A 23,588-nucleotide genomic window follows, 5' to 3' on the forward strand; every position below is an offset into this window, starting at 1 on the left:
ACTACATTTTGTGACGAAGGGCATCTCACAGTTAATAATCAGTATAAAATAATGATTTTTTGACAAATAATCACAGTTTGTAGGCCTACAAAAAAAGCCTGTAGTGTTCATCACCACAGGCCTTATCGTATCTCGGCATTTTTATTGTTATGCTCTGAAGTTAGAGGTCATAACTTTATTCATTTAAGCTTCTTGTTCCATTTTCGTTTCGGACTGCTTAGCCCACATAGAGCGGTACATATCCAAATATTGTTGTGCCGATTCTTGCCAACTGAACTTACACGCTAGCGCATTTTGTTGTAGACGTTTAATCTCCTGTGGTTGCTGGCAATAAAGCAGCAAACTACGCTGGAGTTTAATCAATAATGCTTCTGGTGTAGGTTGTGTAAAAATAAAGCCAGTTGCAAATTTTGGTGTCGCATCGTAATCAATAACCGTATCTTTTAGGCCACCAACAGCACGCACAATCGGTAATGTACCATACGCTAAACTGTACATTTGATTTAAACCACAAGGCTCAAACTCAGATGGCATCATAAAGAAATCGGATCCAGCTTCTACACAGTGCGCAAGTGGATTGCTGTAAGCTTCAACAAAAGCACATTTAGTTGGATTTGCTAGACTAATTTGACGAAGCTGTTCAGCTAACCTTGGGTCACCGGTTCCCACGATCACCACTTGAACCTCATTGAGCAAAAAGTCTTGCAAAATTGGAACAAGATAATGGATACCCTTTTGCTCAGTTAGGCGACATACCATCCCATAAATAGGCACATCATCTTCAGGTAAGCCAACTTGCTGTTGTAAATCGCGCTTACAAGCTTTTTTACCACGAACCAAACTCACTTTATTGGCTTTGTACTTCTGCTTAATAAAGCCATCGGTTTCTGGATTCCAATCATCATAATCACAACCATTTACGATACCGAAAAGATCGCGAGCACGTTGCTGGAACTCCCATCCCATACCATGAGAGCCTAAATCGGTCAGTAGTTCCGTGGCGTAATTAGGACTTACAGCATTGATGCGATCAGCATACGCAACACCAGCTTTCAACATTGAGATATGAGCGCGATCTTGCTCTAAGTTTAGGTAACGATGTTGAATAAGCTCAGGGATCAAGCTGAACTGATCGTAGTTATAAACACCTTTAAATACAGCATTATGAATGGAGATCACGCTGCGTGTATTCGCAAAAAAATCACTTTGACGGTAACGCGTTTTTAGTAGAAACGGAATTAGCCCTGTGTGCCAATCGTTACAATGAACAACATCCGGTTGAAAACCTAGCTGCTGGCAACAATCTAATGCCCCTGCAGCTAGAAATGAAAATCGCTCACCGTTGTCAGCATATTCAACATTATTTTCTGCGTAGATCTCAGGACGAGCAAAATAATGAGGCACATCTAAAGCCCAAACAGGAACTCCTGCCACATTCATATCCATCACACGATAAAATACCGGCTCAGGTTGAGTTTCAACATGAAGTTTTAATTTGGCACACTCAGTTGCTTCGTCTGAATGTTTGATAGTTTGATAAAAAGGCAGCACGATACGCACATCATGCCCCATAGATTTTAGAGTCGCAGGTAAAGACTTGGCAACATCTGCCAAGCCTCCAGTTTTAACTAAGCCATCCACTTCTGACGCAACAAAAAGGATCTTAAGTGCTTTCCCTGCTGGCTTACGTTTAGAAACCAATTTTTGCTCCTTTTGGAATCACAACAATGCCTTCGTCTGAGACATGATATTTCTTACGATCTTCTTCTAAATTTTCACCAATGATGGTACCTGGTGCTATCTCAACGTTTTTATCAATGATAGCGCGGCGAATCGAACAGTTAGCTCCAATTTTCACATCACCTAGAATGACTGATTCAGTAATGATGGAACAGGTATCGATATTTGTTTTGAAACCTAGAACCGATTTATGAACCGTTGCACCATGAATATAACTGCCCGCTGAAATCATGCAGTTATTAATATCAACTTTGCACTCTTTACTATCGATAATCGTTGCCGGCGGTAGCGGCGGATAATAGGTATGTAACTGCCACTTGGAGTTATACAGTGAGAACGCGGGTTCTTCTGCTAATAGATCCATGTGAGCTTGCCAATACGCTTCAATCGTACCAACATCACGCCAGTAACCAGTGCTCTTTTCACCAGGGATAATGTTGTTATTAAAATCGTAAACAAACACTTTACCCTGAGGGAAGAGCTTTGGAATGATATCTTTGCCAAAATCATGGCTAGAAGAATCATCAATAGCATCTGCCTCAAGCTCAGTAAGCAGTGTTGCAGTCTCAAAAATATAGTTACCCATGGAAACCAACGCGTGTTCTGGATCTCCAGGGATCGACTTTGGATTGGCTGGTTTTTCTTCAAAACCGATCATGCAACCATCTTCATCGACCTCAATAACACCAAACGAACTGGCTTGAGACAGAGGCATTCGTAAAGCAGACACCGTCAGTTCTGCTTGTTTCTCTTTATGGAAGTTTAGCATCTGCTGCACATCCATTTTATAGATATGATCACTACCAAAAATACAGACTTGATCCGGGTCTTCCATTTCAATAAAGCGAATATTTTGATAGATCGCATCTGCAGTACCATCATACCAACGCTTACCCATTCGCATTTGAGCAGGTACTGGATCAATAAAACGATCGGTAATTCCTGAAATTGTCCATCCTTTCTTCATATGAAGATATAAGGATTGAGATTTAAACTGGGTGAGTACATAAATTTTCAATAAATCTGCATTAACGAAGTTATTTAATGCAAAATCAATTAAGCGATAACTACCGCCAAATGGCACCGCAGGTTTTGTTCTTGTGTCTGTTAAGGGACGTAATCTTGACCCTTCACCGCCTGCTAAAATCATTCCTAATACACCAGCCATGATGTTACCTCCGTGTTATATAAGCAATCGCAATCATATATAACACGCTGCATAGCAATTTAAAATCCTATAAGATACAAAAATGATAGAAAATTACATAAATTTGATTACTTACGGTATGACAAACTGCAACAAATGAAAAACAAATAGACTTTTTGTGGAAGAGATTCACATATATCATTCTTTACCTTATATAGTGAACCTAGAGCTTAGACCAGTCAAAACCTTGACACAACAAGGATGGTTATCAGTAAAATCTCGTTAATATGAGTTTTATTGTAACAATAAGCGATATTCGTTTGAATTTATTCGCTGAAAATGACTTGCAACAAATTTGTAAAAAAACTACATCAATTGTGACCATTTAAAATACAAGCTTACTCATATCTATCACAAAAACGGTTTAAAAAGGCAAAAAACGATAAGTTTAAATTGATAGGATCAAACAATATAAAAGAGTAGCTGATATAAATAGCTCAAGAAAAGGACTCTCTTAAGCTAGGGCTGAAAATGACTATTCAACCTCAATGATTTTTCCAGAAGTCAGATCGAGTGTAATCTCTACGCGATCACCATCAGGTTCATGTGCAATCACTTCCAATTCATTTTCATCTTGCTCAATCTTAATTTTTCGAAAGTCTTGGTAGCCCTGCTTGTGCAATGTCGACATAACTTGAGGAATAGATAAAGGATAATGCTCAATCAAATTTATCGGATCGGCATTAACCGTTGCGGTCACAAAAACACATCCAGCAGTAAACAGTAATCGATTCATATTAAATTATTCTTTGTTTATTCTTTATGGCTAGTTTATCAAAGATTGATAACAGGGAACTGCCTCATTTCTAAGATCACGTGAAACATCTCACATAATGATGCCTATTTTCGGAGTAGAGTTAAAACCAAACCCATTGATTTAACGTTATTATGAGCCAAGAAGACTTTAATCCAATCCGCTTTCGACATCATCTTCATCGTTATCCAGAACTCTCTCTTAACGAATATAAAACTGCATCGGAAATTACCGATCAACTACTAAAATTTGGTTTAGCGCCAAAAACTAATATTGGTGGTCATGGCATTATTGTTGAAATTGTCGGCGAAAAATCTGGCCCTACGACCCTCTTTCGTGCTGACTTTGATGCGCTTCCTATTAATGAGAAGCCCAATCATAGCCATGGTTCTCGCCATAGTGGTTGTATGCATGCTTGTGGGCACGATGGTCATACAACCAGTTTACTGCAACTGGCGAATATTTTGGCTCATAATCCACCAGCATCGGGGACTGTTGTTCTACTATTTCAACCTGCTGAAGAAATTGGCCTTGGCGCAAAAAACATGTTGCAAGATATAAGAATGCAACACATAAAACCAGATGCTGTTTTTGCCTATCACAATTTACCAGGGTATCCGCTTGGTGAAGTTGTCATCAAAAACGACGTATTTGCTTGTGCATCAACGGGAGTCAACATCACCTTTAATGGAAAAACCTCTCATGCTGCGTATCCAGAACATGGCATTAGCCCTGCCCCTGCGGTGAATAGGCTTATGGATTATCTCGATAAAATCACGCAAAGCTACCAAGATAATTTCAACTTAATTACTTTAGTTCACGTAAAAATAGGCAATGAAGGCTACGGTACATCACCAGGAAAGGCTCAAGTCATGGCTACACTACGTAGTGACGATGAAATGGTTTTAGCACAAATACAGGAGGAGCTAACAAAATATGCTCAAGTTCAAGCAGAGTTACACCACTTAGATCTTCATATTGAATGGATTGAACCTTTTGCTGCAACGATCAACAACCGACAAACAACCGATGCTGTTCGCCTTGCAGCCAATACCCTTCATTACTCAGTAAAAGAGATTGATCACCCTTTACGCTGGTCAGAAGATGTTGGGGAATTTCTGCATCAATGGCCAGGGACATTATTTTGCATAGGCAGCGGTGAGGCTCATCCACAATTGCACAACCCAGATTATGATTTTCCTGATGAGCTTATCGAAATATCGAGCCAATTATTTCTGCAATTGATTCGACAAAGACACGGTTTACTCTATTAAACTAATAAGGTATTCCTGTTGACAGTTAACGACCAAATGATAATTATTATCAAAATAAAATACTGAGATAAGGACTGAATGACGATGGGTGATTTTCGAATAGAAAAAGACAGTATGGGTGAAATAAAAGTGCCATCTACCGCACTGTATCAAGCACAAACTCAACGTGCTGTTGATAATTTTCCTGTTAGCGGTTTAGTTATGCCCGTTCTGTTCATTAAAGCACTCGCATATATCAAACAAGCAGCAGCTCGCAGTAATTTAAATTTAGAATTGCTGGATCACGATATTGCTCATGCCATTATTTCTAGTTGCCAAGAAATTATTGACGGAGAGCATCTAGATCAATTCCCTATCGATGTATTCCAAACGGGATCTGGTACTAGCACCAATATGAATGCCAACGAGGTTATTGCAACCTTAGCATCCCAAAAGCTAGGAGTATCAGTTAGCCCAAATGATCATGTTAATATGGGACAAAGCAGTAATGATGTGATCCCAACAGCGATTCAAGTCAGCTCTGCTCTAGGGTGTTATACCCTCCTTTTTCCAGCCTTAGAGCAATTAAGTGCAGAACTTGAAGCAAAAAAGCAAGCGATTGGACATATTGTTAAAACAGGTCGTACACATTTAATGGATGCCATGCCAATTACATTTGCTCAAGAATTAGGTGGATGGCAGGCTCAAATTGAACGAGCTAAAATTGGTATCGCTCAATCTCTTGCAAATGTGACTCAACTAGCACAAGGAGGAACAGCGGTAGGAACTGGGATTAATGCTCATCCTCAGTTTGCTGTTCTATTTGCAAATAACTTATCGGTTGCAACCGAGATACCTTTTACCGCAAGTGATAATTTTTATTACAACCTCAGCAGCCAAGATGCCATTGTTAGCTTATCGGGCCAAATTAAAACTGCAGCAGTTGCCCTATTAAAAATATCTAATGACTTACGTTGGATGAATTCAGGCCCTCTTGCGGGTTTAGGGGAAATTGAACTTGAAGGGTTACAACCTGGTTCATCAATTATGCCAGGTAAAGTCAATCCAGTGATACCAGAGTCAACCGCTATGGTTGCAGCACAAGTTATAGGTAATGATGCAACCATCACTGTGGCAGGTCAATCTGGTAACTTCCAACTGAATGTTATGCTACCTGTGATTGCTTTAAATATTTGTCAAAGCATCGAATTATTAGCTAATGCCTCGGCTCTTTTAGCGACTAAAGCGATCAGAACCTTTGCGATCCGTGAAGATAATCTCAGTCAGGCTCTCACTCGCAATCCTATTTTAGTCACAGCCTTAAATCCGATTATTGGCTATTTAAAAGCGGCAGAGATAGCCAAAAAAGCTTATAAAGAGAACCGCCCAATTATTGATGTAGCGGAAGAAGAAACGGATCTATCTCGAGAAGAACTCAATAAATTACTGGATCCTTTACATCTTACTCAAGGTGGTATTGCATAAAATTATAATGTACTAAAACAATTATTTGCCCATCAGTATTTTAAATAATGGATGATGGGCACATTTTCAAAACAACTTATTAAGCAGTTAGAAGTTTTCTTAAACCAATACGGCTATGACCAGTTGGAAAATTATCAAAACGGGTGAACTCTTCAAAACCTAAACTTTGATAAAATTTTGGAGCTTGCCAACTTTGGGTCCACAGCCACAAACCAGAAAGATGTTGCTCTTTTGCATATGCTTCTGCTTTAGCCATTAATTGTTTACCCATTCCCGTACCACGACAGCTTTCATCAACCCAGAGCTCATCGACATATAACCATTGCCACAGAATATCGGCAGTAAGCACCGCAACTAGCTTTCCTTGTTCATTTTCAACTGTCCAATTGACCTGTTCTTTGTGATAAGGCGGAGCAGATTGTGTTTCACTGTGCGATTCAAATCCAACTGATAGTTCAGCCTGATGTTGAGAAGTAAGAGCGCCTTGGGCAAATTGAATAGTTGGCATGATTGGTCTCTAATTCTTATTGCTATTTTGGTTCAAGATTTTATATAGCATTATTTACAAAACTCAACCCTTCATTCTTACAACTGTGATAGATGTACTCTGCTTATTTGTATCACTCTTCCTCTTACAAAAGCATACAAATAACACCATAAAATTCATTCACCAAAAGAATACGTTACATTACAATTCACGCTTTTATGATCACCAAAGAGAAGATGTATGCAACACATTGTGACTCAGGTCTTACTCCCTATTACTTTGGCCATAGTCATGCTCGGTATGGGGCTTGGTTTAAAACGTGCCGATTTTTCTCGTGTAATCACACAGCCCAAATCATCCATTATCGGTTTGTGTTTGCAAATTTTTATGTTACCGGCTTTGGCCCTAGTGCTTATTCAGCTGTTACCTCTATCATCAACCGCAGCTGCCGGGTTGTTTCTTGTTTCTTTATGTCCAGGTGGTGCAACATCTAACCTCTTTAGCTTAATAGCCAAAGGAGATGTCGCATTAAGTATTACACTCACAGCAGTTATCAGTTTACTTTCTCCTTTTTTACTGCCTTTAGTCTTTATTACTTATTTAGACATACACGGTTCTCAATTAGAGCAGTTTCAATTACCGATTGACCTTGCTATAAAACAACTTATTGCTGTTACTGTTTTACCTATTAGTCTAGGAATGATAATAACCAAATGGTTACCCAAACAATCTCAACTGATTCAACCAATGGTTAAAAAACTATCAACTATAGCAATGCTGCTCATTATTTTAGCGTTACTTATAACAAATCAAAAAATATTTGATCGTTTTATCAGTATAGAAGGGATTGCTGTTTTATTGCTATCAAGCTGTTCTCTATTTCTTGCTTATTTCATTGCTAGAAAAATAAAAGTATCCCAACAAGCACAACGAACCATAGCAATAGAAGTTGGTGTCCAAAATGCCGGAACAGCAATGATGGTGGCACTTAGTATTATGCATCAGCCACAATTAGCAGTAGTTCCCCTTATGTACGGACTTTTAATGAATATTCCAGCATGTCTATTTGTCGCTTGGGTTTCACGCAAGAGTAAATTATAGAATAAATGCATGCCGTTAAATAATAACTTTGACGGCATGAAATATTATTATCTGATTTATTGTTGTACAGTGATCACATTCTTTATGATTCATTCATTTGATTAGGTTTTAAAAATAAAACAGATCGTTATAATTCCCTCTCAAAATAAAAATGGAATTATTATAATGAATTATCGCCGAACTCTATTATCTATAGGTATAACCCTTTGCCTTTCCACTCCTGCTTTTGCCTATGATTTAAGCTACGAAGAATACACATCCGAAGATCTTGCTGTGGTAAAAAAAGCGGAAACATCAACAGATGCTGAAGTTATTTATAACGCGGCAAATATCTTGATGTCCGAATCTATGATGCAAGAAAATATTGAGCAGGGTATAAAATACCTTAATCAATTAGCAGAAAATAATCATCCCAAAGCGACACTGACTTTAGCTGATTACTATTACGAAGAAGAAGACTATACAAAAGCGCTCAAACTTTACCATCAGTTAGAATCGAGCCAAGACCCCTACGTACTATATAGCTTAGGCATTATGTATTTTGATGGAGAAGGCACAGCTCAAGATTACGAAAAAGGTAATGAGTACTATCTCGCGGCAGCTAAATTAGGCTATAGCGATGCAATGTATCAATTAGCATTTTCATACAACGATGGCCAAGGTGTTAAACAAGATTTTACTGAAGCTGCAAAGTGGTTCCAAAAATCAGCAGACCAAGGTGATGCAAGTGCGATGTATAACCTAGGTATTGCCTATCTTAATGGCGAAGGTGTAAAAAAAGATTGTGCTCGTGCTATACAATTTTTCGAAAAAGCAATAGAGACCGATGAGCATGCCCGCTCCTACGCAAAATTGGGTGATATTTATTACTATACTGACTATAAAGCCCAGTGTGGATTTAAAAAAACAGACTATAAAAAATCCTTAGCTTATTTCACTCAGGGTGCAATGCGAGGGAATGAATATAGTCAGTATATGGTGGGTTACTCATACCGAAATGGACATGGTACATATAGCAATTTCAAAACAGCTTTAGCTTGGTATAATATCGCTGAAGACAATGGCTATGATGCTAGTTCTGAAATAAAAGACGTAAAACAATACATGTCAGCTGACGACATTGCAAAATCAGCACAACTTCAACAAGAAATTTACGATAAGATTTAATAGAAGTATCCCCTTATCTAAATGGCTAAGGGGATATACCAAATTTGCTGTATTTGGGTATAGACCTACTACTGATAAAAAATAGCACTCGCTACAAAATATCAATAGCGATCTTAATAATTGCTTTCTTTACCCTTGTTGGTTCACCATAAGTACTTAATGGCTTGTGAATTTCATGAGGAAAGAAAATTGCAAAATCACCTTGCTGTAAGGTAATAAAATCTTCGTCCTGCAAGGGACCAAAATATAAATCAAACTCTTTCTTACTATCATCAGTAATTTCGAGCGGCAGTGATGACACACCAATCTGCTCTTGCCCATCTAATACTAGATGAACATCCACATAGTTATGATGTATTTCCGCCAATTTGTGCTCTGCAGGTGTACATGTTTCTTGCTGAATATTAAAGAAAAAATCTTTACCATCAATCTCGACTGACGATGAAAAATCAGCAGGTAAATCTTGAATACGAGAGAACGCGGTTTTCATGGCAGCAAGTAGTTTAGGGGCTAGATAACTTTGCGCAGGAAATCTATCAATATGACCAACAAACATAATTGGACTCTTAAAAAAAAGAAAAGATTATATACCCAATTAAATAGCCTAAAAAGATATAAAAAAGCAGCAAACAGGTCATCCTATTAGCTGCTTAAATCTTATACTCAATAGATTAAACTATAACTTGTTATGACATTGTCTGCATCTGACTCAAATATTGGATCCATCCTTTCGCCTCTTGAGACGGTTTTAAGTTATTCGCCATTTTCGCATGTATAATTGCTTTTTCTAACTTATCCAGTTTGTAATAAGCATGTACTTTTGCTAATTCAACTTGAGATTGATATTTTGAGTTCGAGATTTGATTTAGCTGCGATAGAGCTTGCCGATACTGCCCTTGCTGTAATTGCAATTGAGCCAACTGCCAGCGGTATTTACTATTGAGTGATACCGCTTTTTTCCATACTGTTATCGCTTTATCCCATTCGCGCGCCATTTGCCAATAATTGGCTTGCTCAACTAGGCGTTCCTGTGTGTTTGCATCAGATAGCGTTGCAATTATTTTAGCTGCTCGCTCAGGTATACCACGCTGAGCATAAAGCTGTGCTAATGTTCGCAATTCATTATTAGAAAGCTGGATTCCTTGATGTTGAGCTAATACCAAAGTATCTAATGCATCCGATGTTTTTCCAATACGAATCTGCAAACTAGCTAATTGCTGCCACCAAATGTTTTTATTCGGTTCTAAAGCGATCAGTCGATTTAATGTCGGTACAGCCAAATTGTATTTTTTTAACTGCAGTTGAGCCCCCAGGGCAATAGAAAGTGGTGACACTGAATCTTTATTACCATAACTATCGTATCGTTTAATGGCAGTTAATACTTTTGGCCATTGGCTTAATTGATAATGTGACTGGGCAATACGTAACCACACCTCATCAATTTTATTACCTTTAGCTTTTACTTGGGTCAACGAATAGTAATGAGGTAGCGCTTTATTATATTGTTGCTCAGATAATAATAAATCAGCAAGCATACGCTCTGTTTGCCACCCATATTCATCTTTCAATAAACCGCTGTTAACAGCTTGAGTTAACGCTTTAATTGCAGATTGGGTTTTACCTTGTTGCCAATATACAACTCCTAACATACGGGCAATAAACGCTTTGTCATAGGCTTTATCTACTGCGATTGAAGTTAGAAGTTGTGACGCTTGGGTTAGTTTGTCCTCTTGCATCAATGTATTAGCTTTTTGTAATTTAGCCGCCACACTTTGACTCAACTGAGGTGCCGCCTGTACCCAGCACGGTAATATCGAAGCTGACAATAATAAGACAGAGACTAATGGCTTTTTTATCTTCATCATTGATTTATTTTAAACTCCAATTTTACCGTTTGCCCTGGTTGTTCAACCGCTTGGCCATCAATCACTTTCGCTTGATATTTCCATTTACGCAGTGCTCGCATTGCATCTCGTTCAAATAAACGGCGAGGTTTAGCCTCTAGCACACTAATATCAGAGGGACGACCTTGGGTATCAATAGTAAATTGCAAAACCACATAACCTTCCGCGCCTTGCTTTAATGCCCGTGCTGGATAACGAGGTTCAACACGATACAAAGGCATTGCTTGTTGATTTGAACCAACATTAATTCCAGCCCCCAAATTCGCCGCTCCCTCTATTTTGCCAAATTTAGGGGCCGAGACTGCAATACCAGAAATAGAAGTATCTAAGCCAAGTGCTGAAATAGAGGCTACGGGCAGTGTTGATACCGACGTCGGCTTACTTTGACTTGGCATGACTTGCGGTGGTGGTTTTGGAGCCTCTGGTTTAGGCGGTACAACGCGTTGTCGACGCTGAACTTCGGATTCTTGCTCAACCATAACCATATTAAACGATAAAGGTGGGGTTGATTCAGGCTCTTGTCGTGAGCCGTTATCAACCATCCAAGCCATAAATGTAAACAAGCCACCCGCAAGCAATATGGCTAAAGGAAAAGCCATTAAGACTCTTAACATCCTACTCCCCTAACCATCACTTATTTTCAGCAGCCAGTGCAATATTTTTCACTCCAGCACCTTTTGCCGCATCCATTACTTTAACTACAGTTCCATTATAGGCATGCTCATCAGCTTGGATAACCAAGGCGGCATCCGGCTGGTCAACAAGCATATGCTCAATGGTCGCCTGAACTCGTTCAGCATCTACGATACGTTTATCAATATAGATATCATTTGCCGAAGTGATCGCAATAAAGATACCTGCATCTTTCTGACTTACAGCATGACTGGCCTGAGGTCGGTTAACTTCGACACCTGATTCACGCACAAACGAGCTGGTTACAATAAAGAAGATCAACATGATAAATACGATATCTAACATGGATGTAAGATCAATTTGAGCATCTTCACGGTTTCGTGAAGGTCGAGTTAGCCTCATTGCTGACTCCTTAATAATTTTTCTAACTTAAGCTCTCGCCAGTGACATGCTTTAGATAAACGAGAGTGAACAAACATGCCTGCAACAGCCGCTACCATTCCCGCCATTGTCGGAAGAGTAGCTAAAGAGATTCCAGAGGCCATCAGTTTAGGTTGACTACTGCCTAGTGAAGCCATCACATCAAACACGGAGATCATCCCGGTAACCGTACCCATTAATCCCAACATAGGACAAATAGAAACTAAGACTTTGATCAAGTTTAAATTTTGGTTTAAAGCTTGATGTGCCTGATTTAACCAACCTTCACGAATGACATGCGCATACCAAGATGTTTGATCACTGCGTGCTTGCCATTGAGCAATCCAGTTCGCTTTCTGTTTTGGGTATGTCAACGTCAAATACAGCAGGCGCTCAATAACCAACAACCAATAAATCGCAACAACGGCTGCAAGCCACCATAAAATGGCTCCACCCTGATCCATAAAATGAGAGAGCGAATACCACCAGTTTTCAATCAAACTAGAAAACATTACGCAGCCGCCACCTTAGATTGAGTATTTGGCTTAAAACACGCTTTTTCTGCCTGTTCAGCCACTAAACTGATCCCTTGTTTTTCTAAAATATTGCGAATATTTTCTGCCTGAGTGCCCAACACATTATGAGCCAGTAGCAGCGGCATTGCGGCAATAAGACCTAAAACGGTAGTAACAAGCGCCATCGAAATACCACCAGCCATCACTTTAGGATCGCCATTGCCAAACTGAGTGATCACTTGGAATGTTTCGATCATCCCCGTGACTGTACCCAGTAATCCCAGCATGGGTGCTAATGCAGCCAATAGCTTTAACATAGACAAACCTTTTTCCAACCCTTGTTGCTCATCAATAATAGTTTCCATTAAACGTAGCTCAAGGGCCTCAACACTTCGGTTCTGCTCTTTATTGTAAACAGACAAAATTCGACCAAGAGGATTATTGCCAGGTTGTTCAGGATTTTTAAGTTGGCGGCTTATTTGTTGACGAATCTTGATCAAGTTAGCACCACGGAACAGCGCAATACCACCACCAATTGCCAATAGAACTAAAATAATTTGACCAACCACTCCCCCCGCCTTTAAGCGATCCATTAATGTCGGTTCATTAGCTAATTGTGCAAGCATCTCACCACGAGATGGATCAATAACAATATCCATCATCCCAGTCTGATTTAAATGTTCAAAAGAGGCTGATGTTGGACCATTTTCAGGTTGAATTGGAAACGCTTCAGCATTACCACGGCCACTATTCCAATTAACATAACCGTCATCAGTGATTAAACCAAAGCTGCCGAGGCGAAAACCTGAAACTTGATTTAACTCACCGGCCCCATTTACATAAGGGATCTCGACCTTAGCCACTTCATCACTAGCTTGAATTTGCCCAATCATAGTGCGCCATAACCCAGTTAACTGAGCCATAGATGGCAGCGATTTTGCCGCAACAATATCAGCAACGACGTTATCATCGTGGTTTACCCCTAAGCTGGTGACAGAATTGTCTAGCTCATGATTTAGATCCTTTGCTGCTTGACGTACAACACCAAAAAGTTCACCTAAACTGCCAGTTTCTAATCGTAATTTCTCTTCAAGTTCAGCTAACTGCTCTTCATTTTGGCTAAAACTTTTACTCAACTTATCCGTTTGATTTTGCAGTTGGTTTCGCTTAGCTAACAGAGCATCACGTTGAGCTTTAATACTGGCTTCAGTGTGATTAAAACCTTGCTCACGAGCTGCGTTATGAGCCGTTTGCACTGCTTGTTCTTGTTGAGCTTTACTTACCAAGCTATCGGCATAAGCATGACCAGTCCACAAAGGCATCACAACACTTAACGCAAACGCTAATGTTTTTAATTTCATTGTTTTGCTCCTGCGGCTTGAGTCAGTGATAAATGAGATGGAGAAATCGGCAATGTCAGCAGATTCGGCGTAATATCTTTATTCGCCATTGCATAAGCTTGAGCAATATTATCAGCTTTATCACCATCGACACTTTGCCATGAGCTGTCTTTTGCATTCCAAGACCAATACTGCTGGCCATCTAGGCTACGAGCAACTAACACTAAACGACCCAAATGCAAAATATTCGCTTCTATTATTTTATTATCTGAAAGCGTGATTTTTGCTTGGTAGGTAGCCAACTTTGTACCGTAATCCATTTCAATTTGGTAAGCTTCTAACAAGCGACGAAACTTTTCAGCATCAGAGATATCTGCTTGATCCATCATTGCCTGAAGTTTATGCAGACGAGCTACACGTTGCTCTTCTTTAATTGGTTTATCTTGTTTAATGACCTGCTCAAGACCATCTAACATCTGATACATCAATGGCACAATACCTTGTCGAGTCTCTTTGATATCATTGATCTGCTGATTGATATGAACCATTTCTTGTTGTTGGTTCTCAACTAAGCGAGCTAGATGATCGTGATAAATAGCCAGATTCTTAGTTTCTTCTTCTAAACGCTCAATTTCAGCTTTCATATTTAGTGCGGAATCAGCACTTTTATCAATGCGATCTTGGCTCACAGCAGAGGCTGCATTTGTTTTACTTTCAATTGAACGGGCAGTATCTAGACTGTTTGCAGCCACTGTTCCCGATGCGCTTAAAACCAGTAGCGCAATACATGTCTTTTTCATTGTCATCAATCTATTAGTTCAATGCGATATAAAAATAAAAAGTCACAAATGTGATAAAGATAAAAAGAAAAATAGTATCAGGGGAAGCTCGCGCCTCCCCTCATTTATTTGAGTTTTGATTAGTATTTGAACTCAACTGTTGCCATAAAGTTACGGCCTTCACCGATAGTAACCCCAGTAGCACCTGGGTACTTGCTGCTTGTTGAACCACCACCAGCTAAGTAGTCTGTATCAAATACATTTTCAACATTCAAACGACCGATAATATCCAGTTTTTCGTCATACTTGTAGGTATGAGATACACCCATATCAACTCGAGTATAACCAGGTTTCTTAAATGTATTTGCTGCATCTCCATAACGAGAACCTTCGTAAATCACACCTAGGTTTACATCGGTAGCATCCGTCACGTTATAAGTAGACCAAACACTCGCAGCAAACTCAGGAACATCTGCAGGGCGATTACCTTCAAAATTCTGGTCTTTGGTATACTCTGCATCTAAGTACATTGCAGATGCATTTACATTCAACTTGTCCGTCACTTTACCTTGTAATGCTAACTCTGCGCCATTATGAACACGCTCACCACCCTGAGTTAGAGTCTGGTTATCTTTAGGACCTACCGCAATCTTAGAGTTTTCTTGAGTAATATTAAACACAGCACCCGATACATATAGACGACTGTCTAATAATTCCCATTTAGTACCTAGCTCATATTGCTTTCCACGCAAAGGATCTAGCTTATCGCCTGCATTAACGTAATCAGATGAAACGACACCTTGAGGTTCAAAACTCTCCGAATATGACAGATAGATTGAACCGTTATCTGCAGGGTGGAAAATTGCTGCAACTTTAGGTGAAATCGCCTCTTCAGCAGCCTTACCTTCTTGTGTTTGACGATCGAAACGAACACCCGCTAAGAATTGCCAGTAATCATTAATTGTCATCATATCTTGTAGATAGAAGCCCCACGCATCGTACTCAGAATTAGATTTGCGTGTTTTTCCTGAATAACCCGGTTTAGGTACTGTTTGACCAGGTTCTGTCGTGACTTTATCAAAATAGTATTGAGCTCGATCGTATGAATAACCTAACCAGTTTGCTCCAATTAGTACTTGATGCTGGGTACCAAGAAAATCTAATTCACCAACAAGATCGGAATACGCAGTATTAAATACCCAATGATCATGGCGATCGTTACCACTATGAACGATTTTACCCGTTGATGCATAATCATTGAAGCTTGGGTAACTTTCTACATCTACACGTTTAAAATCTTGATGGTTAAAACCAGTATTTAAAGCCCATGAGTCAGTTAATTGTGCTTTAACATCAATGCCCGTGTTTTGAACGGTGTTATCAATAGTTGACCACTGAGCATCCCAAATATATTTGTCACCACGAACAACTTTGCCATCAACCACATAAGCGCCTGAGTCAACACTTCCTTTATCTTCTGTGCGGTCATAATGAACAGAAACTGTTACATCATCGTTAATATCGTAATCTAGGAATAAACCACCAACAAAGCGGTCAGTTGATGGTTTGGTGCCATCACCGTAACGGCGCCATGAATCATAATCTTCTTTAGCTAATACCACACGGCCACGAAGTGATTGGTCTACATTTAAAGAACCACTTACATCAGCAACAGTACGAGTGTGATTGTTTGAACCCACATCTTGACTAAAGTTAACTTGTGTTTCATGAGTTGGCTTTTTAGAAACCATGTTCACTAAGCCACCAGGAGCAGATTGGCCATATAATAAACCTGCAGGTCCCTTCATGACTTCTACACGTTCAAGTAACTCAATTGGTTGACGGTAATGAGACCAATGCTGGTGGCCATCACGTAAGAAACCAGAACTGCTGCCTAATTCAAAACCACGAAGAGAAAAACGTTCACGGTTACGACTGGTACCGCCAGCTGAAATACTTGCATCATTTTGCAGTACCTCACCTAGCGTACTTGCACGCTGTTCATCAATTAGCTTTTCATCAATAACTGCAACTTGCCCAGGGGTCTCTAGCTGTGTCATTTCCATACGCATAGCTGTTGAGTTAGTATCGGCTTTATAACCGTAATCACGTCCCGTAACCACCATATGCTCATCTGCTTCTACATTTTGTGCAAATGAAACAGGTGCGGCAAGAGTTGCACCAATAAGTAAAGCCAACTGACTTTTAGAAAACATATTCCGTTATCTCCAGATATTTAACCAAACACTCAGCATTAGAAATATTTATAGTAATAAACCAAGTGTTTATGAGTATCGTAATGCTGCTACCAGCGAACCGGAGTTGGAATATAAGTGATAACCATTCTTATTTTCACTCTAATTTACATTCTTTGCATTCGTAAAGATATATAGAGAAACTCAATAAGTAATCGTCCTTCCCGTTACTCAACAATTGGAAAGAGAAGAGATATTCGAAGTCCACCACTGCGTCGATTTTCTGCTATTACCTCCCCTTTCATAACCGTCATGGCTTCTTTTACGATCGCAAGTCCTAAACCATAACCGCCCGATTGTTTATCTCGAGAATCTTCCAGACGAGTAAAGGGATCAAAAATACGTTTTAACTGAGACGAAGGGATTCCTACCCCATTATCTTCAATTACAACAGCGGCATAAGAACGACCTTGATAGATAAGTAGGCAAGTTGAAACATCAATGACAGCCATACTCCCAGCATATTTTACGGCATTCTCAATAATATTTTTGATTGCACGCAAAGCTAAACGACTTTCTGCCATTACCATAGGAAAGTTATCAACTAAATGGAGATTTAACGACTGATTCAGGCCTAGATGTCGTTGGCTTTCTTCGAATTGGATCTGGCAAATACTATCAATCTGGATTGGCATCAATTGTGTTGAGTACTTAGCATTATCAATTCGACAAAATTCAATAATTTCATTGACCAATGTATTCATTTGATCTGACTGTTGCTCTAGTTGATCGAGTAACTCTTTATTTTGATCTTGAGTTCTGCGACGTAATAAATGTAAAGCCAAATCGTGCCGTGCTAATGGCGTTTTCAGTTCATGGGATACATCACGAATCAATCTCTTTTGCTTTTCCGCTAATAGTTGAATATTAGATGCCATAATATCGAGATCTTGAGCAAGCGCTTTAAATTCTGAGACATTATCACCGACCTCTTTCGTTACACGTACCGAAAAATCACCATCGGCAAGCTTTCTTGAAGCAAGCTGAAGTGTTGTTAATGGTCTTTGTAAATATCGAGCAATAAGCACGGAGAAGAGTAATAAGATTAAAACAGCAATCACTATTTGGATCAGTCCAAAATAGAACGAAAAGTTTTTCGCAGGATGCTGTTGATAAGGTAATTGTACCATTAACGTTGCCTGAACTTTAGGCAAAGGAATACTAATAATAGGCTGGCTAACTTGACTATCAAGAATGGTATTTAATGGGCGAGTGAATTGTAGTTTGAATTTAAAATGAGGGTGCATAACACGATTTGATAGCTCATTATGCTGTTGATCTACCACAAATAGGTAATACTTCTGTTGTTCTTCCCAATCCGTTAAGGCCTCTTTATTACCTAACTCAACCAAAGACTCTGCTTGATGAGCCATCTTTCTCATATCAACCTGAACATGAGTTGGAATTTGCAGCATTGAACGAACCAGTGCTATCTCCGCAAGGTTTTGTAAACCTAAAATAACTATTAATATGATCGCAAAATAACTAAAAAGTTTAACAGCTAGAGAGTGCTGATAACGCGAAAGAACTCGATTCATAAAAGAAATATTCACTATAGCTAAATTTTTTATCGTTAAATTAGTACGTTACAAATATACACACTTCAACTATTCCATATGAGCATCCTCTTTACGAACCAGCAAACCGCTCATATAATGATTAAGCATTGCTAAGTTACCAATGCTTAACAAGGAAAGTCATAAATGAAATTATTAGTACTTTTTTTCAGCCTACTACTTTACGGCTGCGCTTCTGGAATGAAAGTTTCCGTTCCAGACTCTTATACAGAAGTTTCCACTGCTCGCGGCTATCTTGTCGGGGTCATAGGTGCAAGTGCAATCTGGCCACAAACAGGAGAAAACCTAAAAACAACCATTGAGCTACGCAAATTGTTGCCAGATGGAAGCAAAGGAGAGCCAATTTTATTAACCAATGATAATAAACAGCATGACTTTGCTACGCCGGCTCAAACGGGACAACTTTTTACCCTACTTCTTCCCGAAGGTGAATACGACATTAGCAAAGTTACCATTGAAGGTTCTGACGGTAACCGTAGCTTTATCTCGACAAATCAAGATGATTTAAATATTCATTTTACAGTGAGATCAAATCAAATTTCATACATTGGTGAATTTATCGCGGTAAGTCATGTCGCAGAAAGCCAGCTTTGGAATATGGAATATCCAAGTGGTAAAGGCTATCTTGTTCATAACTATGCAGAAAACCGTGACCAACCGCTGTTTTATGAATTGAACCCAAATCTTAAAGAAATTGCATTTCACACTGAAAAATTAGGGCAAATGAACTTTAACTTTCTACAATCAGTGATGAAGTAAATTTCAACTATCTCCCATACTTTTATAAAGGCACTCTCATGGTGCCTTTATGCTTTTATACTCTCTCAATAAAGCTGTACCCTTTTCCTCTAACCGTTTTGATATGTTGCTTTGACAAACCCAGTTTCACCATTTTACGGCGGATATTACTAATATGCATATCAAGATTACGATCAAACGGACAAAGATCTTTTTTGAGCACTTCTTTTTGTAATTCAGATTTTGATATCACTATATCAGGACGCTTAACCAAGTAATCTAACAGTTCTGATTCTGTTGTAGTTAAAGGGATACGCGCAAACTGTTTAAATAGCTCGGTATTATCTTTTTGTACCAGTAAGTTGCGTTGCCGCTCTAAACCAACCCGTCTTAAAATTGTAGTTATCCGCGCAAGTAACTCAGGAACTTTAAATGGCTTAGCTAAAAATTGATCAGCTCCAGCTTGCAACCCATCTAGCATAGAGCTTTCGTCGTTTAAAGCGGTTAACATTAAAATAGGCGTGGCAAAACGTTGACAGATACGGCGAGCCACTTGCATACCATTCAGCTTAGGTAGCATTACATCAAGTAAAACTAAATCAACAGAATGGTCTTGCATATAATTAAGCGCATCTTCACCAGAATGAAAACTCTCTACATCGTACCCCTCATCAGAGAGAACCTCTGTTAATAGAGAACACAAGAGAATATCGTCATCAACTACAACTATTTGGGACACTACAAAAACACTCGAGAGAACAAAAAACATTCTCATTCTAATTCATAAATAGAAAGCCGCAATCAATAACCTCAAAAATTTATGATGAAGCCTTAAAGCTACTATTTTTTCCACACTTACAATAAAAGTGAGTAATTTTTACCCACAACACACCAGTCGACAACAACTACAGGCGTACAAAACATAAGCAGTTTAAATCTATTTAAGTGATATCGAGAATAATTCACAGAGCCTTTTCACAGCAAACAAAGATCCAATAAGTTTGAATAATGATTAAATTAATATATGAATAATCGTGGCATAAATATTCTCAATACATTTCTTATAAATATTTGATATATAAAGAATATGCTCTATTCTTCCATTGGTCTTTTTACTGTGAATACGATCCCACAATTTATCTATTAATCATGAAACAGAAGTGAATATTGAACTAAATCAACCTCTATTATGTTAGTCATCGTTTTGTAAAAATATCTATTGACTTTATCAGAGTCGGCAAGAAATCTGGTCTTTCAGCCTTTCCCACAGACTTATTAACAAGTTTTGTGGATAATCGATATCTGTGGATAACTTTTAGCAAAGATCCTATCTTATCCCAATTAATGTCATAATTTAAAAACACCACAAAATTCCAATTTAGAATACAAAATACAGCATGGAAAATCGAATACATTCACAAACCTTACAATGGAAATCGTTTGCATAACAATAAAAAATAAAAACAATCAAAATAAAAGTATAATTAAATCATAATGATAAAAACAAAAATGTACTTTTCTGTTCATTTTTTAAAATTCGTTATTGATCTTTAGATTTTCATCCATAAAATACGCGCCGTTTGTGTGAAATTTAGCTATTTCCTAAAGGATGATTAGATATGGCAAGCGACAATAACTACAGTTTAGGTCCGGTACCTCTGTCGGCACGAAAAGGGGCACTCTCGCTCACAATGGTAATGCTAGGGTTGACATTTTTTTCTGCCAGTATGTGGACAGGAGGAACTCTAGGGACGGGACTCTCCTATCATGATTTCTTCCTCGCAGTGGCTATTGGTAATTTAATTCTTGGTATTTACACTTCTTTTCTCGGCTACATTGGCGCTTCAACTGGTCTTTCCACCCATCTTCTTGCTCGTTTTTCTTTCGGTTTAAAAGGTTCTTGGCTTCCCTCTTCTCTTCTTGGTGGTACTCAAGTTGGTTGGTTTGGGGTTGGCGTAGCCATGTTCGCAATCCCAGTCCATAAAGCAACGGGAATTGATACCAATATTCTGATTCTTGTTTCCGGACTATTAATGACAGCAACGGTTTACTTTGGTATCGCCGCTCTTATGATTTTATCAGCGATCGCAGTGCCTGCGATTGCATTACTCGGTGGGTATTCTGTCATTGAAGCGGTAAACAGTATTGGTGGTGTAGAGCAATTAAAATTAATTTCCCCAGAAACGCCATTGGAATTTTCAACAGCACTTGTTCTCGTCGTTGGTTCATTTGTCTCTGCTGGTACTCTAACCGCTGACTTTGTACGCTTTGGTCGTAAACCCATTATGGCCGTTGTCATCACAATGATTGCTTTCTTTTTGGGTAACTCTCTGATGTTTATTTTTGGCGCCGCAGGTGGCGCTGTAACAGGTCAGTCTGATATCTCTGAAGTAATGATTGCTCAAGGTTTATTAATTCCTGCAATTATTGTTTTAGGTCTTAATATCTGGACCACAAATGACAATGCGCTTTACGCTTCAGGTTTAGGCTTTTCAAATATCACAAAACTACCAAGTAAGCATCTCTCGGTAATTAATGGCATAATCGGTACTTTATGCGCCCTATGGCTTTATAACCATTTTGTTGGCTGGCTAACCTTCTTATCCGCAGCAATCCCGCCAATTGGTGGCATCATCATTGCTGATTTTCTTAAAAACCGTCACCGCTATCACGACTTTGCCAATGCAAAATTCCAAACAGTAAATTGGGCCGCTATTATCGGCGTGGCGATTGGTGTTGCTTGTGGGCATTTTATTCCTGGTATTGTTCCAATCAATGCGGTTCTCGGTGGTGCTATTAGTTATCTCATTCTGAACCCAATTATTAATCGTAATACACAATCTCAACCTGTTACTGCATAAGGATCCTTATGATGCACTCTTCAAATATGCTGATTACAAACGTGACGCTACAAGGCAAGGAAGGCCTGTATCAAATATTGATCCATGATGGCAAATTTACGGCAATTGAGCCTATGGCGGCTGCATTGTCTTACCCTGAAAATACGCAAGTAATTGATGGCGAGAAAGGGATGGCAATGGCTCCTTTTTGTGAGCCTCATATCCACTTAGATACAACTCAAACGGCTGGCGAACCAAGCTGGAATATTTCAGGTACTCTATTTGAAGGTATTGAGCGCTGGGCTGAACGAAAAGCGTTACTTTCTATTGAGGATGTTAAATCTCGCGCTAAACAGACTTTAAAATGGCAAATTGCAAATGGTATTCAACATGTTAGAACTCATGTTGATGTGTCGGATCCAACGCTAACAGCATTAAAAGCAATGATAGAAGTGCGTGAAGAAATGCGTCCTTGGGTCGATATTCAAATTGTAGCTTTCCCTCAAGAAGGCATCCTATCTTATCCCAACGGTAAAGAGTTACTAGAACAAGCCGTTGAGTTAGGAGCTGATGTTATTGGTGCAATCCCTCACTTCGAATTTACTCGAGAGTATGGTATTGAATCCCTACACTATGTTTTTGAATTAGCTCGTAAATACAACCGATTAATCGATGTTCACTGTGATGAAATAGATGATGAACAATCTCGTTTTGTTGAAACTGTTGCAGCACTAGCACACAAATATGAAATGGGTCATAAGGTAACAGCAAGCCATACTACGGCGATGCACTCTTATAATGGTGCCTATGCTTCTCGATTATTCCGACTACTAAAAATGTCAGGGATCAGTTTTGTTGCCAACCCACTAGTGAATATTCATCTACAAGGCCGCTTCGATGATTATCCAAAACGTCGCGGTATCACGCGTGTCAAAGAGATGCTAGGTGCTGATATTAATGTTTGTTTTGGCCATGATGATGTATTTGATCCATGGTATCCTCTAGGTACCGCCAATATGCTGCAAGTCCTTCATATGGGACTTCATGTATGTCAAATCATGGGATATGAGCAAATTAATCAATCGCTTAATTTGATTAGCACTCACTCTGCTAAAACCTTAAATATACAAGATCACTACGGTATTCATCTCGGTAAACCAGGTAACTTACTTGTCCTTCCTGCTGAAAATGGTTTTGATGCAGTACGCCGCCAAGTTCCTGTGCGCTATTCCATTCGCTCTGGCCACATTATTGCTCAAACCCAGCCAGCAAAAACGGAAATTTGTTTAGATAAAACAGAAAATATTAGCTTCAAGCGCTAACGTAAAACACACTTAACAACCCAAAATTAAGCCTGCGTTCTTTTATTAATAAGATTATGCAGGCTTTAATA

The 23,588-nt window shown here is 39.0% G+C and carries 21 protein-coding genes; 7 read left to right on the forward strand and 14 right to left on the reverse strand.

What is annotated here, in order from left to right; all coding sequences use genetic code 11:
- Positions 1 to 183: 183 nt before the first annotated feature.
- The 3 genes from glgA to WAX86_RS17460 form a co-directional block, all read right to left on the reverse strand.
- Positions 184 to 1,701 (reverse strand): glycogen synthase GlgA, encoded by a 1,518-nt coding sequence (glgA, locus tag WAX86_RS17450; protein WP_341489787.1) that lies wholly within the window; start codon positions 1,699 to 1,701, stop codon positions 184 to 186.
- On the reverse strand, positions 1,691 to 2,908 hold the full coding sequence (gene glgC, locus WAX86_RS17455) for a glucose-1-phosphate adenylyltransferase (RefSeq protein ID WP_044178495.1): 1,218 nt from the start codon (positions 2,906 to 2,908) through the stop codon (positions 1,691 to 1,693). The genes glgA and glgC overlap by 11 nt, the downstream gene beginning before the upstream one ends.
- 514 nt (positions 2,909 to 3,422) lie before the next feature.
- Positions 3,423 to 3,683, reverse strand: a complete 261-nt coding sequence (locus WAX86_RS17460; RefSeq protein ID WP_036765724.1) for a PepSY domain-containing protein — start codon at positions 3,681 to 3,683, stop codon at positions 3,423 to 3,425.
- Positions 3,684 to 3,835: 152 nt separating this feature from the next.
- Here WAX86_RS17460 and WAX86_RS17465 point away from each other — a divergent pair, with 152 nt between their 5' ends.
- Positions 3,836 to 4,975, forward strand: a complete 1,140-nt coding sequence (locus tag WAX86_RS17465; RefSeq protein ID WP_065171467.1) for an amidohydrolase — start codon at positions 3,836 to 3,838, stop codon at positions 4,973 to 4,975.
- An 84-nt stretch (positions 4,976 to 5,059) separates the two neighbouring features.
- Positions 5,060 to 6,439 (forward strand): lyase family protein, encoded by a 1,380-nt coding sequence (locus WAX86_RS17470; protein WP_107200362.1) that lies wholly within the window; start codon positions 5,060 to 5,062, stop codon positions 6,437 to 6,439.
- 79 nt (positions 6,440 to 6,518) lie between these two features.
- Here WAX86_RS17470 and WAX86_RS17475 read toward each other — a convergent pair whose 3' ends face one another.
- Positions 6,519 to 6,947 (reverse strand): N-acetyltransferase, encoded by a 429-nt coding sequence (locus WAX86_RS17475; RefSeq protein ID WP_044178484.1) that lies wholly within the window; start codon positions 6,945 to 6,947, stop codon positions 6,519 to 6,521.
- 219 nt (positions 6,948 to 7,166) lie between these two features.
- Here WAX86_RS17475 and WAX86_RS17480 point away from each other — a divergent pair, with 219 nt between their 5' ends.
- A complete protein-coding gene (locus WAX86_RS17480) occupies positions 7,167 to 8,027 on the forward strand; it encodes a bile acid:sodium symporter family protein (RefSeq protein ID WP_065171465.1) in 861 nt (286 codons plus the stop codon).
- Between the two features lie 165 nt (positions 8,028 to 8,192).
- Complete coding sequence (locus tag WAX86_RS17485) at positions 8,193 to 9,194, forward strand: tetratricopeptide repeat protein (RefSeq protein WP_237035775.1); 1,002 nt, start codon at positions 8,193 to 8,195, stop codon at positions 9,192 to 9,194.
- A gap of 91 nt (positions 9,195 to 9,285) precedes the next feature.
- Here the strand turns inward: WAX86_RS17485 and WAX86_RS17490 are convergent, their stop codons facing one another.
- The 9 genes from WAX86_RS17490 to WAX86_RS17530 form a co-directional block, all read right to left on the reverse strand.
- Complete coding sequence (locus WAX86_RS17490) at positions 9,286 to 9,750, reverse strand: YhcH/YjgK/YiaL family protein (RefSeq protein ID WP_239970953.1); 465 nt, start codon at positions 9,748 to 9,750, stop codon at positions 9,286 to 9,288.
- A 130-nt stretch (positions 9,751 to 9,880) separates the two neighbouring features.
- Positions 9,881 to 11,059 (reverse strand): tetratricopeptide repeat protein, encoded by a 1,179-nt coding sequence (locus WAX86_RS17495; RefSeq protein WP_341489788.1) that lies wholly within the window; start codon positions 11,057 to 11,059, stop codon positions 9,881 to 9,883.
- Positions 11,056 to 11,712 (reverse strand): energy transducer TonB, encoded by a 657-nt coding sequence (locus WAX86_RS17500; RefSeq protein WP_044178481.1) that lies wholly within the window; start codon positions 11,710 to 11,712, stop codon positions 11,056 to 11,058. Before WAX86_RS17500 ends, WAX86_RS17495 begins: the two co-directional genes overlap by 4 nt.
- A 16-nt stretch (positions 11,713 to 11,728) precedes the next feature.
- Positions 11,729 to 12,133 carry a biopolymer transporter ExbD gene (locus WAX86_RS17505; RefSeq protein WP_044178478.1) on the reverse strand — a complete coding sequence of 135 codons (405 nt, stop codon included), beginning with the start codon at positions 12,131 to 12,133 and terminating at the stop codon, positions 11,729 to 11,731.
- Positions 12,130 to 12,663, reverse strand: coding sequence for a MotA/TolQ/ExbB proton channel family protein (locus tag WAX86_RS17510; RefSeq protein WP_036765736.1), 534 nt, complete (start codon positions 12,661 to 12,663; stop codon positions 12,130 to 12,132). Before WAX86_RS17510 ends, WAX86_RS17505 begins: the two co-directional genes overlap by 4 nt.
- The gene (locus WAX86_RS17515; protein ID WP_341489789.1) at positions 12,663 to 14,027 is read right to left on the reverse strand and encodes a MotA/TolQ/ExbB proton channel family protein; all 1,365 of its coding nucleotides are present in this window, start codon (positions 14,025 to 14,027) and stop codon (positions 12,663 to 12,665) included. The genes WAX86_RS17510 and WAX86_RS17515 overlap by 1 nt, the downstream gene beginning before the upstream one ends.
- Positions 14,024 to 14,812: a DUF3450 domain-containing protein gene (locus WAX86_RS17520; RefSeq protein WP_044178470.1), complete on the reverse strand. Its 789-nt coding sequence runs from the start codon at positions 14,810 to 14,812 to the stop codon at positions 14,024 to 14,026. The genes WAX86_RS17515 and WAX86_RS17520 overlap by 4 nt, the downstream gene beginning before the upstream one ends.
- 113 nt (positions 14,813 to 14,925) lie before the next feature.
- The gene (locus WAX86_RS17525) at positions 14,926 to 17,001 is read right to left on the reverse strand and encodes a TonB-dependent siderophore receptor (protein WP_341489790.1); all 2,076 of its coding nucleotides are present in this window, start codon (positions 16,999 to 17,001) and stop codon (positions 14,926 to 14,928) included.
- Between the two features lie 206 nt (positions 17,002 to 17,207).
- Positions 17,208 to 18,578: a histidine kinase sensor domain-containing protein gene (locus WAX86_RS17530; RefSeq protein WP_068968623.1), complete on the reverse strand. Its 1,371-nt coding sequence runs from the start codon at positions 18,576 to 18,578 to the stop codon at positions 17,208 to 17,210.
- A 165-nt stretch (positions 18,579 to 18,743) separates the two neighbouring features.
- Here WAX86_RS17530 and WAX86_RS17535 point away from each other — a divergent pair, with 165 nt between their 5' ends.
- Entirely contained in the window at positions 18,744 to 19,376 is a 633-nt protein-coding gene (locus WAX86_RS17535) for a hypothetical protein (protein ID WP_065171458.1), read from the forward strand.
- A gap of 55 nt (positions 19,377 to 19,431) precedes the next feature.
- Here WAX86_RS17535 and WAX86_RS17540 read toward each other — a convergent pair whose 3' ends face one another.
- A complete protein-coding gene (locus WAX86_RS17540; protein ID WP_036766036.1) occupies positions 19,432 to 20,094 on the reverse strand; it encodes a response regulator transcription factor in 663 nt (220 codons plus the stop codon).
- A gap of 880 nt (positions 20,095 to 20,974) precedes the next feature.
- Between WAX86_RS17540 and codB the strand changes: the two genes are divergently transcribed.
- Together codB and WAX86_RS17550 are read left to right on the forward strand one after the other, a co-directional pair.
- Positions 20,975 to 22,216 (forward strand): cytosine permease, encoded by a 1,242-nt coding sequence (gene codB, locus WAX86_RS17545; RefSeq protein WP_107200359.1) that lies wholly within the window; start codon positions 20,975 to 20,977, stop codon positions 22,214 to 22,216.
- A gap of 11 nt (positions 22,217 to 22,227) precedes the next feature.
- Positions 22,228 to 23,517: a cytosine deaminase gene (locus tag WAX86_RS17550; protein ID WP_341489802.1), complete on the forward strand. Its 1,290-nt coding sequence runs from the start codon at positions 22,228 to 22,230 to the stop codon at positions 23,515 to 23,517.
- Positions 23,518 to 23,588: the final 71 nt, after the last annotated feature.

This window comes from Photobacterium damselae subsp. damselae, from assembly GCF_038086725.1.
Classification (GTDB): Bacteria; Pseudomonadota; Gammaproteobacteria; order Enterobacterales; family Vibrionaceae; genus Photobacterium; species Photobacterium damselae.